The organism is Ruegeria atlantica (genome assembly GCF_013032505.1).
GTDB lineage: Bacteria > Pseudomonadota > Alphaproteobacteria > Rhodobacterales > Rhodobacteraceae > Ruegeria > Ruegeria atlantica_F.
The window spans coordinates 16,791-30,605 of record NZ_WQCG01000015.1; the positions used below are offsets into that span (position 1 = coordinate 16,791).

The 13,815-nt window shown below is 54.8% G+C and carries 10 protein-coding genes; 8 read left to right on the plus strand and 2 right to left on the minus strand.

The genetic code is table 11. From position 1 onward, the window contains the following. Positions 1-323 precede the first annotated feature (323 nt). The 6 genes from GOW92_RS23945 to GOW92_RS23970 all read left to right on the plus strand — a co-directional run bounded on the left by GOW92_RS23945 (position 324) and on the right by GOW92_RS23970 (position 7,563). Entirely contained in the window at positions 324-1,217 is an 894-nt protein-coding gene (locus GOW92_RS23945) for a hypothetical protein (RefSeq protein WP_170566109.1), read from the plus strand. Then, positions 1,214-2,074 (plus strand): hypothetical protein, encoded by an 861-nt coding sequence (locus GOW92_RS23950; protein WP_170566111.1) that lies wholly within the window; start codon positions 1,214-1,216, stop codon positions 2,072-2,074. The genes GOW92_RS23945 and GOW92_RS23950 overlap by 4 nt, the downstream gene beginning before the upstream one ends. Next, a complete protein-coding gene (locus GOW92_RS23955) occupies positions 2,065-3,729 on the plus strand; it encodes a peptidase domain-containing ABC transporter (RefSeq protein ID WP_170566114.1) in 1,665 nt (554 codons plus the stop codon). Before GOW92_RS23950 ends, GOW92_RS23955 begins: the two co-directional genes overlap by 10 nt. After that, on the plus strand, positions 3,726-5,042 hold the full coding sequence (locus GOW92_RS23960; protein ID WP_170566117.1) for an HlyD family type I secretion periplasmic adaptor subunit: 1,317 nt from the start codon (positions 3,726-3,728) through the stop codon (positions 5,040-5,042). The genes GOW92_RS23955 and GOW92_RS23960 overlap by 4 nt, the downstream gene beginning before the upstream one ends. A 992-nt stretch (positions 5,043-6,034) precedes the next feature. After that, positions 6,035-7,279 carry a hypothetical protein gene (locus tag GOW92_RS23965; protein ID WP_170566120.1) on the plus strand — a complete coding sequence of 415 codons (1,245 nt, stop codon included), beginning with the start codon at positions 6,035-6,037 and terminating at the stop codon, positions 7,277-7,279. Further along, positions 7,273-7,563, plus strand: coding sequence for a toxin-activating lysine-acyltransferase (locus tag GOW92_RS23970; RefSeq protein WP_170566123.1), 291 nt, complete (start codon positions 7,273-7,275; stop codon positions 7,561-7,563). The genes GOW92_RS23965 and GOW92_RS23970 overlap by 7 nt, the downstream gene beginning before the upstream one ends. A 361-nt stretch (positions 7,564-7,924) precedes the next feature. Here the strand turns inward: GOW92_RS23970 and GOW92_RS23975 are convergent, their stop codons facing one another. Both GOW92_RS23975 and GOW92_RS25245 read right to left on the minus strand, forming a co-directional pair. Beyond that, positions 7,925-8,128 (minus strand): hypothetical protein, encoded by a 204-nt coding sequence (locus tag GOW92_RS23975; RefSeq protein ID WP_170566126.1) that lies wholly within the window; start codon positions 8,126-8,128, stop codon positions 7,925-7,927. A gap of 132 nt (positions 8,129-8,260) precedes the next feature. Beyond that, positions 8,261-11,992: a calcium-binding protein gene (locus tag GOW92_RS25245; RefSeq protein WP_170566128.1), complete on the minus strand. Its 3,732-nt coding sequence runs from the start codon at positions 11,990-11,992 to the stop codon at positions 8,261-8,263. On the opposite strand from GOW92_RS25245, the gene GOW92_RS23985 reads away from it, so the two are divergent. Next, on the plus strand, positions 11,991-12,173 hold the full coding sequence (locus GOW92_RS23985; RefSeq protein WP_170566130.1) for a hypothetical protein: 183 nt from the start codon (positions 11,991-11,993) through the stop codon (positions 12,171-12,173). The genes GOW92_RS25245 and GOW92_RS23985 overlap by 2 nt on opposite strands. A gap of 644 nt (positions 12,174-12,817) precedes the next feature. Further along, the gene (locus GOW92_RS23990) at positions 12,818-12,964 is read left to right on the plus strand and encodes a hypothetical protein (protein ID WP_170566133.1); all 147 of its coding nucleotides are present in this window, start codon (positions 12,818-12,820) and stop codon (positions 12,962-12,964) included. Positions 12,965-13,815: the final 851 nt, after the last annotated feature.

Consider the following 13,815-nt stretch of genomic DNA (forward strand, 5'->3'; position numbering starts at 1 on the left):
GTTCCGAACAATATTAGTCGGCGTTGTTTCTCGTCAACGCCGACAACTCTTTAAAGAGGTTACCTATGTCAACAAACGCCATATCTGCCGTTTCTGTGTTGCTTGCCGCCATTTTCGTTGGAATGGCTCTATACTGTATCCCACACACCGTTTGGGTAAGCGATTACAGCGTTTTTATAGGGGTAATTGTCGGTTTGCTTTGTGGGTTGCTTGTTAGGCTGTTCGACTATCTGATTAGCAGAAGGCGACAAAAACCTGACACGTTAAGGTAAAGTACTGGTCTGACACCGTGAACTTTTCAATCGCTCTCTTTGCACAGTCTAATGAAGAACGCTAAACACAAAAAAATCGCGATTTTTGGAGCGTGTGCCGTACCAATTTTCGGCACATGCATTGTATTATTTTCGCCTGATCCTCAGCGTATCTTTAATAGTGAATTTTCAAAAGTTCTTGAATCAAGCTTTGCACAGCAATTTGAAGCTCTGTCTTACCCAGTTGTTCCCTCCTGGGCGCGGCGTCCGCAGTTTTGTCTGATTGCGGGATCAGGTCCCATCGAAACGGCTATGGCATTTCTTCGTTTTCTGGACCAGAGGTTTCGTGTTGTAGGGAAAATAGAGGTATCGGATAACCTGGCCCAATGTCCGTCAGAAACAGACATTTATGTTGTCTCGTATACGACAAAGCATAGTGAGCTTTTGCAGTTTGCAGATTATTTCAATGGAAGGTTGGAGTTAACCGAGGAAATCCCGGATGCCGGGTTTGTTCATTTCATAGAAAGCGAAAGAGAGGCGTACCAGTTTTTGGCAGTTGTAGGACTGCGAAACTTTGGAGAAGGCAATAAGACAATCGAAAAGCCTTTAGTATATCAAGAACTGTATCAATCAATAACTATCGGAAATGATTTTCTTGTTGAACAGGCCTATTCTTCTTTGGTTGATGAGCCCCTTTCAATGCAGCCAGGTAGTGTTGAAGAAGATATTCTGGATCCACCTTTTTTTCTTGAGGTAAGTCCAATTGGACTTTGCGAGTTTGATGCAGCTTTCCTGGCGTTGCTCGCTATCATTTGGGAGGAGAGTATTGACCTGTATTGGATGCGAGACTTCGTTAAGATTTTTAAGTCCAAGTCAGAAGAAATTAGAACTACAACAACAGCCATAAAATCTGATGTGAGCGCAAAAGAGTTTCTGGATTGGAACTGTTGGAGTGACGGAGAATGAAATTTCTTTGCGGGATTCATGCGATCGTATGCCTGGGATTGCTTTCACCAGCAATAGCCGGAGAAGATACATCCTCGAATGGCTCTGCAGCTCTCGAGCTGCCCAGTCTTTGGATGCAGTTTGGGCTCCATGTAAGTGTGCCTTATCCAATCAACATGCAACAAGTGAAAAGAACGGCTTTTTTCAAATGGGAGCATCCGCCAAAATTGCACGTCGATGGACCAGAAGCTATCTTGGTTGACGCAATACCATTAATTGATGGTGCCATTTACGATTTAAGCGCTCATTATGAAAATGCTCCGGAACTGTCTGATAATCGGGATATAGCAGATATCCGAATGGTGTTTTTTGACAGTGCAAAGACAGACATGATGCCATTGTTAAAGGGCATTGTAGATAGCAGTTTGAGTGATTACCGGAGTTTTGACGAAATGGTTGCATTGGCTGAAGTTGATGCAACTAATTTAACTTATTCTGATTGTAGTGTGCATCTCTTTGATTGGGAAACAGACCGAACCAAACCTGACCCATTTGCAGTCATACTCATAGATTACAGCCATCCGGACTACCTTGTGGGGCGGCTAAAAAAACAGTGTTTGTATGAAGAAATCGGACATGCAACGACATTCTTTGCCGACATCACCGCGCACTTAACGGTATTTGGAACTCATTATGAGTTTGACACCATATATATTGCCAGCCCGGACGTGCGAAGCCATCACGATGTTTTCACATCCGATGATCTTGCGTTGCTGGAGATGTTGAACAATCCAAAACTGAAAAACGGGATGCCGACCCACGAGGTGATGGATGTGGCTCTCGGGGTGTTAGGTTTGAGCAAAGAAGAATGGCGGTGACGGAAGGCAAGGAAGCCGGTGAAGTCCCTCTCTCATGGTTCGGCAAGACGCTTTGGAAGTTCACCCCGTTTTATGCTGAACTGGTTTTTCTGGCCATTTGTCTGCGCCTGATTGGGCTGGTTGAGCCGTTCGTATTTCAAGTCATTATTGATCGGATTTTGCCTTTCCAGAGGGAGGCTTCGCTGTTGATTGTCGTCGTGATATTCGCGGCCGTCGGCCTGTTTCAGCTCATCTTTGAAGTTCTCTCTGAACTTCTGGGCATGTTAACGGCCAACCGCGTCACCCGCGCGTTAGGCGCACGCATTTACGATCATCTGTTCAAGCTGCCTTTGGGATATTTCCGAAAGTGGTCCGTCGGGGAAACGTTAGCAAGGATCGGCGAGACTGACACAATACGGGCGTTTCTGGTTGGAACAACAACCGGTGTGTTTCTGGATCTGGTCTTTGTCTTCATCTACATCGCGGCCCTCTTACTGCTGTCTCCTCAACTTACGCTGATTGTTTTGGCAGCACTTCCAATTCAGGTTTTAATCTACATTGGATTTGGCCCCTTCCTGCGCCGCAGGCTGCGTATGCAGTTTGACGCCGGGGCTGCTCATCAAGCCCAAATGGTTGAGAACATTTCCGGGATCGGAGCAGTCAAGGCACTCAGTGCTGAAGGTAAAATGCTGGACCGGCTCGATCAAACGCTCCATACGACATTGAACGCTGGATACCGCGTCGGATTACTGAGTATCTGGAATGACAAGCTTCTGTTCCTTGTGGACCGGGCGGTTACAATCAGCATCATCTATTTTGGCGCTCAAGCAGTTTTTTCCGGTCAGATGACCCTTGGTGAGCTGATTGCGTTTCACCTTCTGGCCGAGAAGGTTTCAGGCCCTATCGAAAACTTCTCAGGTCTTTGGGAAAGCTGGCAAAACATCCGCGTTTCCCGCCAACGGCTCGGTGATGTGGTGAACACACCGATGGAGCCCTTTGAGGCTCTGCCCAAACTGCCACCCAATGTTGCAGGGTGCCTGGAATTTGAGGTTGTAGGGTTTGCTTACACACCATCTGTACCCATCCTGAAGGAATTATCTTTCCGTGCAGAACCGAAAACGCTTACGCTGGTCGTTGGTCCGTCCGGCAGCGGAAAGTCCACCTTTGGGAGGTTGGCCTCCGGGATCGAACAACCGGATACAGGGTCCGTATTGCTCGGAGGTCTGGACATATCAGAGTTCGATCCACATGACGTGAGAACGCAAATCGCTTACGTTCCGCAAGACCCATATCTCTTCTCAGGGACACTTCGCGAAAACCTTATCCTTGGAAACGCGCGGGCAACTGATCGTGACATAGATCGGGTGTTACGTATTTCGGCGGCCGATACGCTGGTAAACCAGATGCCGGACGGTCTGGACACTTCAGTCGGCGAGCGCGGCTCCGCTTTGTCAGGCGGGCAACGGCAGCGCATCGCAATTGCACGGACACTCCTGCAAAAGCCCAAAGTCATTATTCTGGACGAACCGACCAGCGCCCTTGATCTGGCCGCTCGACGGAAAGTGGCGACAGAACTTCAGAAGCTGAGATGTGAAGCAACCCTGATCATCATTACGCATAGTCCCGATACATTCGAGAACCCTGATCGGGTCATTGACTTTGAAAGGCTGGCATGACGCAAGTTTCTGATCCGATGCGCATGACGTCACCGACATTACACATCACCATTCTGGCCACCGTGACTTTCTTTGTTGCCATTCTGGTCATGTCGTTTGTGTTCAGGATCGAAGTTGTTGCGCGGGGGCAGGGGCGGGTGGTTCCGCTGACCCGTGTGCAGGTTGTACAGCCGGAGTTCCCGGGGCGGATCACGGCCATTTACGTTCGGAATGGCATGTCCGTGAAAGAGGGCCAGACGCTGCTCGAATTTGATACCATCGACGCCTTTGCCGAACTGGGCACCATACGCGCAGAGCTGGAACGGCTGCGTATTGAGAATGCGCGCCTGGAAGCCATGGTGGGTGTTTTAGAGAATGAGGCTTACTCAGATGATCAGGTGGCAGGGTTATTCCAGGTTCCGCCGACCTTGAGCGATCATCCCTATGCCGGCGAACAACGCTTGTTGCTGAAGGCAGAGCTGGGTGATTTGCGGGCATCTTTCGCACGGATTGATGCACGGGAGGAAGCAAGCCGCCGTTCCGAGGCTGTTACGCGTGCCGGTATCAACCGCATTGATGCTGCGCTTGACATCCAGGGGCAACGGCTGGCGGCCGCAACACAGCTGCTCAGGCAGGGCACCATCAGCCGCTCGGCATTTCTCGATGTACTCCAGACCCACACCGAACTGGATCGTGAACGCGAGGTTCAGGTTGGGGAGCTTGAGAAGAAGATCGCTGAACGAGCAGTTCTTGCGAGCGAACGCAACAGCCTCACCACGCAGATGCAAAGGTCGCTGTTGGCGCGCAAAGCAGAAATCGACGCGCGCCTTGCCGTATTGATCGAGAACGAACGCGCGGCTTTGCGCCATGTCAGCGCCACTTCGCTCAAGGCCCCTGTGACCGGCATCGTGGATCAGCTCAAGGTATTTACGGTGGGTGGCATCGCACAGGATGGTGCAGAACTCATGCGCATTGTTCCCGACGACGCTCGGATTGAACTGATCGGGCGTTTCTCCAATCAGGACGTGGGCTTCATGCGGGTTGGTCAGAAGGCAAATATACGTTTCGATGCCTACCCGTCGGAGCGATATGGATTTGTTGAAGCGACCGTATCCGTCATTGCGGCGGATTCTACCGAAAACAAGGACGGTGAGTGGGGTTACGTTGTTCGATTGACACCCGAACGCCTGTTCCTTTTGTCCGGGGGACAAAAACTCCACCTGCGACCTGGCATGACGGCAACGATAGATGTAATCACAGATCGCCGCCGTATTATTGGCTATTTCTTCGCCCCAATCGTGCGCACGATCCAGAACGCGATGGGAGAAAGATAGCGATCATCATTTGCTGCAATTGGAGCCAATAGCGGATCAGGATTGTTATCACACGGATACACTTGCGGCAGGCAGGTCATTCAGCATTGGCAGGGATGCGCTGAGTCCGTGGAGGAACTCCAGGTGCGGTTTGGGTGTGGGTAAGTTCGAGATATGCGAGCCGAGCTATACTGTGGATCCGGGGCAGGCGGTTTTGTGCCCGGACCAACTGGCAGCCTGGATCGGGGAGAACGATCCGGCACGCGCCATCTGCCTTGTTATGATTGACGTCATCCCCTTTTTAAAGGCAGGAGAAGATGTTGCTGGCGTCCGTTTTTTGTTCTGTTGTGCCGTTGACTGAGGGCGGCCCGAACCTGACACGCATCGACGCACACCAATGTCGGGCCTCGATCCCACGGCTCACTCCGAAGCCAGCGCGCATTGGGTCTGTTTCGAGGACAACGCTATAGATGGTACCGACGTGATTGCGCAACGCCGACAGTTCACTTCGGGATCGGATACTTTATCGCGGCAGATACGGTGCCACTTACCCGGCCGCATGCACAAATCGACGTTTCAGCTTTCGATACATCCAATCCAACGAAACTCGGTTCAAAATTGCGTTGCAGTCGCTGTTCCGGTGCCATCATGCTTCAGTCATGGGCGCATTCGCTGAGGTCTCGCAATCTGGTGTGGAGAGACGTGCACGCGAGTCCCTCGCGATTGAAATTTTCCTCGTGTTTTCATTGGCATATGTTGATTTGACGCTCTTTTTCGTATATCGAGGCGTATGAATGGGCTTATTTCAGAGTTTGAAAACCTCCAAGGCGGTTTTCAAATTTCTGGAATGTGAAAATTACACAATTGAGGGGGAAGACGGATGACCTCTGATGCCCAAAACTCTTTCATTCTCCAGCCTAACAGGAACAGTCTGTCGCAGAGGAAAAAGCGCGCTCCGCTGGCGTAGAATCCGCCAGGCATTTGCGATTGGTTTTTCACGGCAGCTCTCGACTGTGCGAACCTTTCGTAAGGCGGCACGCCGACCGAAGCCTGGTGAGGTTTTCGCAGTCAGCCAGGACCGGGATAACCGGACGTTCGGGCTGGAGCCCTGCTTGGGCCCGGCGGATACGGCAAGTGCCTGCACTGTTTCCGATTGGTTGTATCTGCATGATTTGGACGTTGCGGTGGTGAAGGACATTGCGTCTGCTTGTTTTGCGGAGACGCTGCGTGACGTACCGAAACAGTTTTCTGGTTGTGGGACTGACAAGCGTCGCGTGGCAGAGATTGGGTCTTTGCAGGACGGGCTGAAACAGTTCATCGTGCCTGCCTTTACGGCTGAGTTCGGCCACAGATACGACATAGCCGGGCTATTGAGCCGGGTTCAGTTTGAGCAATCCGCACGGAACCGGGATGGCCGGCCTTCTCCCGTGGATCGGGGCGAGGAGTTTCGGCCTGTGGTGTCGTTGAACTGGAACGGGCAGGTTGCTGATTTGATAGCGCTCGCGCATGAAAGCGCGCATATCGTGCAACTCGCGCTGTCCCGGCATGATCCGATGCCGCCCGTTGCCCGCGAGACCTGTGCGTTTTTAGGCGAGCTGTTGCTGCTGAGATACCTGCAAGCCCAGGCCCCGGATCTCTTTGGTGCTTTGTGCCGGGTCTGGTCGATCGAGAATGGGGGCTACCTTGTTGAGGATTTCGACCTTCTGTGGGCGGCGCTGGCGGATTTGGATACGCCTTATCGCTATAACCTGAACTATCCCCTTGCGCGATTGACCGCGGCCTATTTGTTCGATCAACAGGCGTTTTCGCTGACGGTGCTCTTTGAAAGCGGCTCCCGGGCAATGCGCTTTCTTCCTGTCGATGAAATGGCCAGGCAAACCGACGCGATCCACAATAGCCTTCCCAGCTTGCCCGATCCGGAAGATGAGCCGCTGTGCCTGAAGCACTACCGCAGCGTCGGGGCCGCCGCGCTTCTCGATCTTGAGACCAATTCGTCTCAGGCCGGATTGGGCTTGCGAGAGTATTTCACGGATATCACCACGCATCTTAAGGACGGGACGGTGCTGATTTGGCTGTCCAGGGACCGTGCCCCCATGGGGTATGCGACGTGGAGCGGGACACCGGACAGGGAGCCACCATTAACCCTGCATGCTGTTGCGCCGTTCGGCGGGCACGCCAAGCTGCATTATCTGCTTGAGCGCAGGCACGGCGCGCGGGCACCGGGCCACCAGCTTGCGGAGGAGATACAGGTATGGTGATCGACCGATATGTCTGCGTCGGGTTTGCAATCGAGCTCCTGTCGCGCTCGGGGTATCACCAAGGCTTCGACATGGATGCATATCTGAGTGTTGAAGTCCTGCCGCCACTCCGGCGCAACCAGGGGCGCTTCTATCTGACCAAAGAGGGCAAGCCCACAGCGATGCTCACATGGGCTTGGCTCTCTGAAGACTGCGAGGCGGATGTTCTTTCAACCGGCCGGGCGACCTGCCGATGTTGGTGTGCATGTGATTATGCGGTGCCTGCTGCGGTAGCAGTCTATTAGCCAGCAGGCGCCGGCACTGTGACGCCTCTGATCGGATTGCGTGGTTGCGAAAGTGGGCGTGACCGGCGTTACGGGCTGTCACTGTTGGTTCCGGTTTTCACAGGGTAGGGTTCGCGTTGAATTCAGCTGTTTGAAAGTCGCAGTAAACCTCGCACATGTTCGACATTTCAGCACTAGCCTATACCAAACCGCATCCACGATCGGATCAAGACCGACGTGGCCAGCGTATGGACAAAAAGAGATTTTGCGGATGCCGGTGTGTGCGGTGCTGTCGACTAGGCGCTCCGGTGCGCGTCTTCAGAGTTTTTTCGCAGACGCGGGCGTCTGTTATCGAAAGCTCCGCGTTGATTTCTGGTCCAGTTCAGGCGGCAGCGTTTTGGTTCGTCATAGGTCGCTTCAGGATGGTCTGTTTCTTGACCTCCTCTGCCATCTTCAGGATCTTTCGGTCGCGACACCGGACGAACCGTTGTCGCTGAGCAGCCTTGGTTTCTGAACGATGGTGGAGTGATCGCATCGGGATGCCTTCAGCCAACTCCAACATGGCGGTGACATTGGCGGTCTTCATCGTGGCTCAGAACTTCCAGGCGATGGCTGGACTCGTTGGAGCGGGTCGACAGGCCGAGCCCGCCCCAATCTGTGACATTGAGGTCTCCGCGTCTCAGCCACGCCCAAACCATTGCGCGCGTCTTCTTTGCTGTTAGTGGAACAGAAAGTCATCCTCTGTGATGTGGCTCGATAGCACGTTTTCAAGTGTGATACTGCCGCCTTGCCACGTCACCGTGGTGTTCTGCCCGTCATCTTCGATGGTCAGATCATCAAACGACAGGCTGCCTGAATTGCTGCTTGAAAACTGGATCCTATCCGCGCCATCCGCAAAATCCGTGATCCGGTCGTCGCCCTGATCGGAGATACCGAACAAGAAAACATCCGCGCCTGCACCACCGCTCAACATATCGTTTCCACGGCCGCCACTGAGATAGTCAAAGCCCGTACCGCCATACAGGATGTCATTGCCTGCCTCGCCCTCAAGGATGTCGTTACCTGCACCGCCTTCGAGCCTGTCGTGACCATCGCCACCGCTCAGATCGTCCCGGTCCGCACCCCCATAAAGGCTGTCGTTGCCCGCACCGCCATTCAGGTCATCGAATCCCGCACCGCCCTCGAGCCTGTCGTGACCATCACCACCGTTCAGAACGTCCCGGTCCGCACCGCCATAAAGGGTGTCATTGCCCGCACCGCCATTCAGGATATCGGATCCTTCACCACCGGCCAGGATATCGTCCCCCTGTGCCCCGGATAAAACGTTGTTTTCCGCATCCCCGGTCAGCCTGTCGTTATGTCTCGAACCGTTTAGATTTTCGATACCCGTCAGCGTATCGCCCCGGGCATGGCCGCCGCTCACTTCGCGCGTGTTCAGGTTCACTGTGACCCCTGCGTCCGAGCGTCCGTAATCGGCGGTATCAATACCCGTGCCGCCCTGAAGGATATCCGCCCCTGCACCGCCCTCGACGGTATCCGCTCCATCGCCGCCGATGAGGGTATCGTTACCTCCGCCCCCATACAGGATATTGTCTGCCGCATCCCCGGTCAGCCTGTCGGCATGTCTCGAGCCGTTCAGGTTTTCGATACCCGTCAGCGTATCGCCCCGGGCATGGCCGCCGCTCACTTCGTCCGTGTCCAGGTTCACTGTGACCCCCGCGTCAGAGTATACGTAGACGGCGGTATCAATGCCCGTGCCGCCCTGAAGGATATCCGCCCCCGCGCCGCCCTCGAGGGTATCATTTCCACCGCCGCCGATGAGGGTATCGTCACCTCCGGCCCCGAACAGGAAATTGACCTCCCCATCCCCGGTCAGCCTGTCGGCATGTCTCGAGCCCATTAGGTTTTCGATACTCGTTAGCCTATCGCCTCGGGCGTGACCGCCCGCCACTGCCCCCGTGCCCAGGTTCACCACCACCCCGTCGCCAGAGGATGTGTAACGCGCCCAATCCCTGCCAGCACCGCCATCCAGGTCATCGGCACCTGCACCCCCTTCAAGCACGTCGTGCCCCCCTGCTCCGGATAAGGAATTGTTTTTGCCATCCCCGATCAGCGTGTCATTATATCTCGAGCCCTCGAGATTTTCGATACCGATCAGCGTATCGCCCTCGGCGTGGCCGCCGGTCGCATTGCCATTGCCCAGGTTCACATTGACCCTTGCGTCCGAACGTCCATAAACGGCGGTATCACTGCCCGTGCCGCCGTTCAACACGTCGTTGCCCGCACCGCCTTCCAGCACGTCGTTGCCCGCACCGCCATAAAGCCTGTCGTTGCCCCCACGGCCAGTGAGGGTATCATCCCCGCCCAGTCCGGAAAGACGGTTGGCCTCTTCATCCCCGGTCAGCCTGTCATTATGGGCGGAGCCCTCGAGGTTTTCGATATCGCGCAGGGTGTCGTCGGTGGCATGCCCACCCGCCACTGCACCCGTGGCCAGATTCACGGTGACCCCTGCGTCAGAGGATGTGTAGCGCGCCGTGTCGCTGCCGTCTCCGCCCTGAAGGGTGTCCCCTCCCGCGCCGCCCTCGAGAATGTCATCACCTGCACCACCCCGGAGGACATCGTCACCTCCGGCTCCGGATAAGACATTGTTTTCATCATCCCCGATCAGGACATCCTCATGAGCGGAGCCTTCGAGGTTTTCGATACCGATCAGCCTATCGCCCCGGGCGTGACCGCCAATGCCTGCGCCGTCAGCCAGGCTCAATGTGACCCCTGCGTCAGAGGATGTGTAGCGCGCCGTATCTTTGCCCGTGCCCCCATAAAGGGTGTCGTTGCCCGCACCCCCTTCCAGCACATCGTTGCCCGCACCCCCATAAAGCCTGTCGTTGCCCCCACGGCCATTGAGCGTATCATCTCCGCCAAGTCCGGAAAGACGGTTGGCCTCTTCATCCCCGGTCAGCCTGTCATTATGGGCGGAGCCCTCGAGGTTTTCGATACCGACCAGCTTATCGCCCGCGGCATGACCCCCCGCCACTTCGCCCGTGGCCAGGTTCACTGTGACCCCTCTGTCAGATGACAAGTAGCGCGCCGTGTCGTTGCCCGTGCCTCCATAAAGGGTGTCGTTGCCCGCACCCCCTTCCAAAACGTCGTTGCCCGCACCCCCATAAAGCCTGTCGTCGCCCCCACGGCCATTGAGGGTATCATCCCCGCCAAGTCCAAAAAAACGGTTGGCCTCTTCATTCCCGTTCAGGGTGTCATTGCCTTCCGTTCCCAGCTCAGAGGCAAGCGGTGCCGCAAAACGCTGGCCGTAAATGCCATAGTCATTCCCGTCCTGGCCGTTGGACTGCCACGTGACAACGAAGTCACCATCCTCAAGGTCCGTCACAGAGGGGTTTGACTGTGCGTCTATCGAGTGTGTATTGACCCGGAATTCGGAACCCTGTGCGGTGCCATTGGCCGCGTAGCGTTGGCCGTATACACCCCAGCCGTTCCCATCCTGGCCAAAGGATTCCCACGTGACAACAAAGCCGCCATCCGCCAGGGCAGTCACAGAGGGGTCCCTTTGATAGCTTGTCTTAAATGTATTGACCCGAAATTCGGAACCCTGTGCGGTGCCGTTGACTGTGTAGTGCTGGCCGTAAATTCCCCAGCCACTCCCATCCTGGCCCCAGGATTCCCACGTGACAACAAAGCCGCCGTCCTCAAGGGCGGTCACAGAGGGCCAACTCTGATCATTTGTCGTATGTGTATTGACCTGGAATTCACGGCCTTGTGCGGTGCCATTGGCACTATAACGCTGGCCGTATACACCCCAGCCACGCCCATCCTGGCCGTGGGAGGTCCACGTGACAACAAAGCCGTCGTCCTCAAGGGCGGTCACAGAGGGTCTGGTCTGATTGCTTGTCAAATGTGTATTGACCCGGAACTCGGAACCCTGCGTGGTGCCATCGGCCGTGTAACGCTGGCCGTAAACGCCATAGCCAAGCCCGTCCTGGCCGTTTGAGTGCCACGTGACAACAAAGCTGCCATCCGCCAGACCTGTCACAAAGGAATAAGCTTGACTGCCTACCGTGGTTGTATTGACCTGGAATTCGGAGCCTTGTGCGGTGCCATTGGCAGCGTAGCGTTGGCCATATACACCCCAGCCGTTCCCGTCCTGGCCGTGGGAGGCCCATGTGACAACAAAGCCGTCGTCCTCAAGGGCGGTCACAGAGGGGTTCTTCTGACCATTTGTCGTGTGTGTATTGATCTGGAATTCGGAACCCTGTGCGCTGCCATCGGCCGCATAGCGCTGGCCGTAAACCCCCAAGCCATTCCCGTCCTGGCCGTGGGAGGCCCACGTGACAACAAAGCCGCCATCCTCAAGGGCGGTCACAGAGGGGTCAGACTGACTGTTCTGCTTGTGTGTATTGATCTGGAATTCGGGACCGATGGGTACAGGGGTTGTCATGTGTGAAATCCTCCTCTGGGTGCTGCCTGTCTGGTTTCAGCGACAGGCGTGGCAAACGCGGCTGACGCCTTATGGGGCCATTGCGCGGCCATGGATCACATACATTCAGGCCCGTCACGGGCGTCATGAAAAAGCGTTGCAGGCACCCGGCAAGGTGCTGATTCTCTCCGTTGCCGGATGATCTCACCGGTTCAGATGCAGAGGCCGGTTGAGGCCAGATCTCTGTCACAGCAACCGCCGCCGTTCCTGGAAAAGGCTCGCCTCGCAGCGCTTCATCCAAGATGTCTTTAAGCTTTCGAGGTAGAATCAACTTTTGCAATTTAAAGGTTTTTTGTCAACCCACCTTTCAATCCGGCCTGCAAGATCCGCTCGGGATTAACGCGGCAGGCTCCAGACCCATTGATTTGGATGCAATCTTCGCAATGTATCGATTCAGGTTACCGAACTTCAGGCGGCGTGATGAACAATCTCTTCAGATTGACCAGGGAAGAACGGGTCCGGTTGTGACCGTTCTTTCCAAAAATCCATGGCACGCCAGCGGTGGATACCCGTCGGGATCTGAGCTGGGTAATCTTCATCAATCGCAATGGGGTGTTTTGGTGCACCGCACCGAAAAAGTGTCGGCCGCAGGAGGCCTTGTAGAACCGAAGGAAGTGCTGCCGGGACATGGGTGTCTTTGCCCGGGTCATGGAGGCGTCAGCGTCGGAGGGTTCCGACCACGATACAATCGCGATCGATCCAGCTTATCAGAAGGCACATCGTACGACGCCCAGACTGCTGGTCAAAAGGGGGCGTGGACGCCTGACTGGTCGACAATAGGGTGGCATGAAAATCACGCTTCACGCGGTCGCAGATTTCGAAGGGCGTTTTATACGGGTCTTCATGACAACCGGCCAGATCAATGCCTGCGCCGGCGCCAAGGTGATGCGCCACACCAAACCGGATATCAGCCGCTCAATGGTTGATACCTGACGGGGGTGTGATGCTGGCGGGCCGCCGCGCGGCGCTGAAAGACATCGGAAACCGAGCTGAACTCCGGGCCGGATGTGCCGCGGCAAACAATTTAGGCACGGCACGCGACGTTCTAAAGCTGAAACCACATCAAGATCATGTTGGAATGTCTCCCGGATTGTTGGCGCGCTGTCATGTTTTGGACTGATGTCTGATAGTTTTCCGCTCAGCTGTCTCTGTTGCTGCAGCCGTTACCTTCTCGCAATGAGTTTTAACGAGCCCGGAACCCAGATCGCGGACGATGTTAGAGATCACCAGGCGAACACGAACAACCAGACAAGTTTGGACTGCAAAGGCCGCTTTGCCTGATGTCCATCGCCCAGGAAATTGGACCAGTCGGCATTCTGGTCCAGGAGGAGAATTGGTTCAATTGATTTCCGCGACTTTCTCGATGCCAAGCACCGCAAGTAGACCGCCAAGAAGGTGGAAAGGAGGATTGAGCAATGGCTGAATCCAATTGATTGAGGATAATTCCAGCTCGGTTTCTGCTTCTGGCTAAAACTGTAACGTTGAAGCCTAAGAGGGCGTGGGCCAGCGTAACTTTCCTGGCCACTCAAACCTGAGCGCAAATAGCGCAATCTACACTGCCGATGTTTAAAACCGTTACTTCATTGGTTCTGTCAAAAGAAACAATTCTTGACTCTTTAACGGGATTGATAAAACAATGATTCCCGTTAAAGGCGAGCAAAAGTCAACCACCATGCTTAAATCAAAGGATTGTAGCTCTGTACTGCACAGCTCTGGAAGAACCGGCGAAGTTTCCGATTGGTTGTATCTGCATGATTTGGACGTTGCGGTGGTGAAGGACATTG

What these genes read in the sequence shown, in the direction of transcription:
- GOW92_RS23970 (WP_170566123.1), top strand. Translation starts at nt 7,273, where the DNA reads ATGGTGATCGACCGATATGTCTGCGTCGGGTTTGCAATCGAGCTCCTG.
- GOW92_RS23975 (WP_170566126.1), bottom strand. Translation starts at nt 8,128, where the DNA reads ATGAAGACCGCCAATGTCACCGCCATGTTGGAGTTGGCTGAAGGCATC.
- GOW92_RS23990 (WP_170566133.1), top strand. Translation starts at nt 12,818, where the DNA reads ATGAAAATCACGCTTCACGCGGTCGCAGATTTCGAAGGGCGTTTTATA.
- GOW92_RS23955 (WP_170566114.1), top strand. Translation starts at nt 2,065, where the DNA reads ATGGCGGTGACGGAAGGCAAGGAAGCCGGTGAAGTCCCTCTCTCATGG.
- GOW92_RS23945 (WP_170566109.1), top strand. Translation starts at nt 324, where the DNA reads ATGAAGAACGCTAAACACAAAAAAATCGCGATTTTTGGAGCGTGTGCC.
- GOW92_RS23960 (WP_170566117.1), top strand. Translation starts at nt 3,726, where the DNA reads ATGACGCAAGTTTCTGATCCGATGCGCATGACGTCACCGACATTACAC.
- GOW92_RS25245 (WP_170566128.1), bottom strand. Translation starts at nt 11,992, where the DNA reads ATGACAACCCCTGTACCCATCGGTCCCGAATTCCAGATCAATACACAC.
- GOW92_RS23950 (WP_170566111.1), top strand. Translation starts at nt 1,214, where the DNA reads ATGAAATTTCTTTGCGGGATTCATGCGATCGTATGCCTGGGATTGCTT.
- GOW92_RS23985 (WP_170566130.1), top strand. Translation starts at nt 11,991, where the DNA reads ATGTGTGAAATCCTCCTCTGGGTGCTGCCTGTCTGGTTTCAGCGACAG.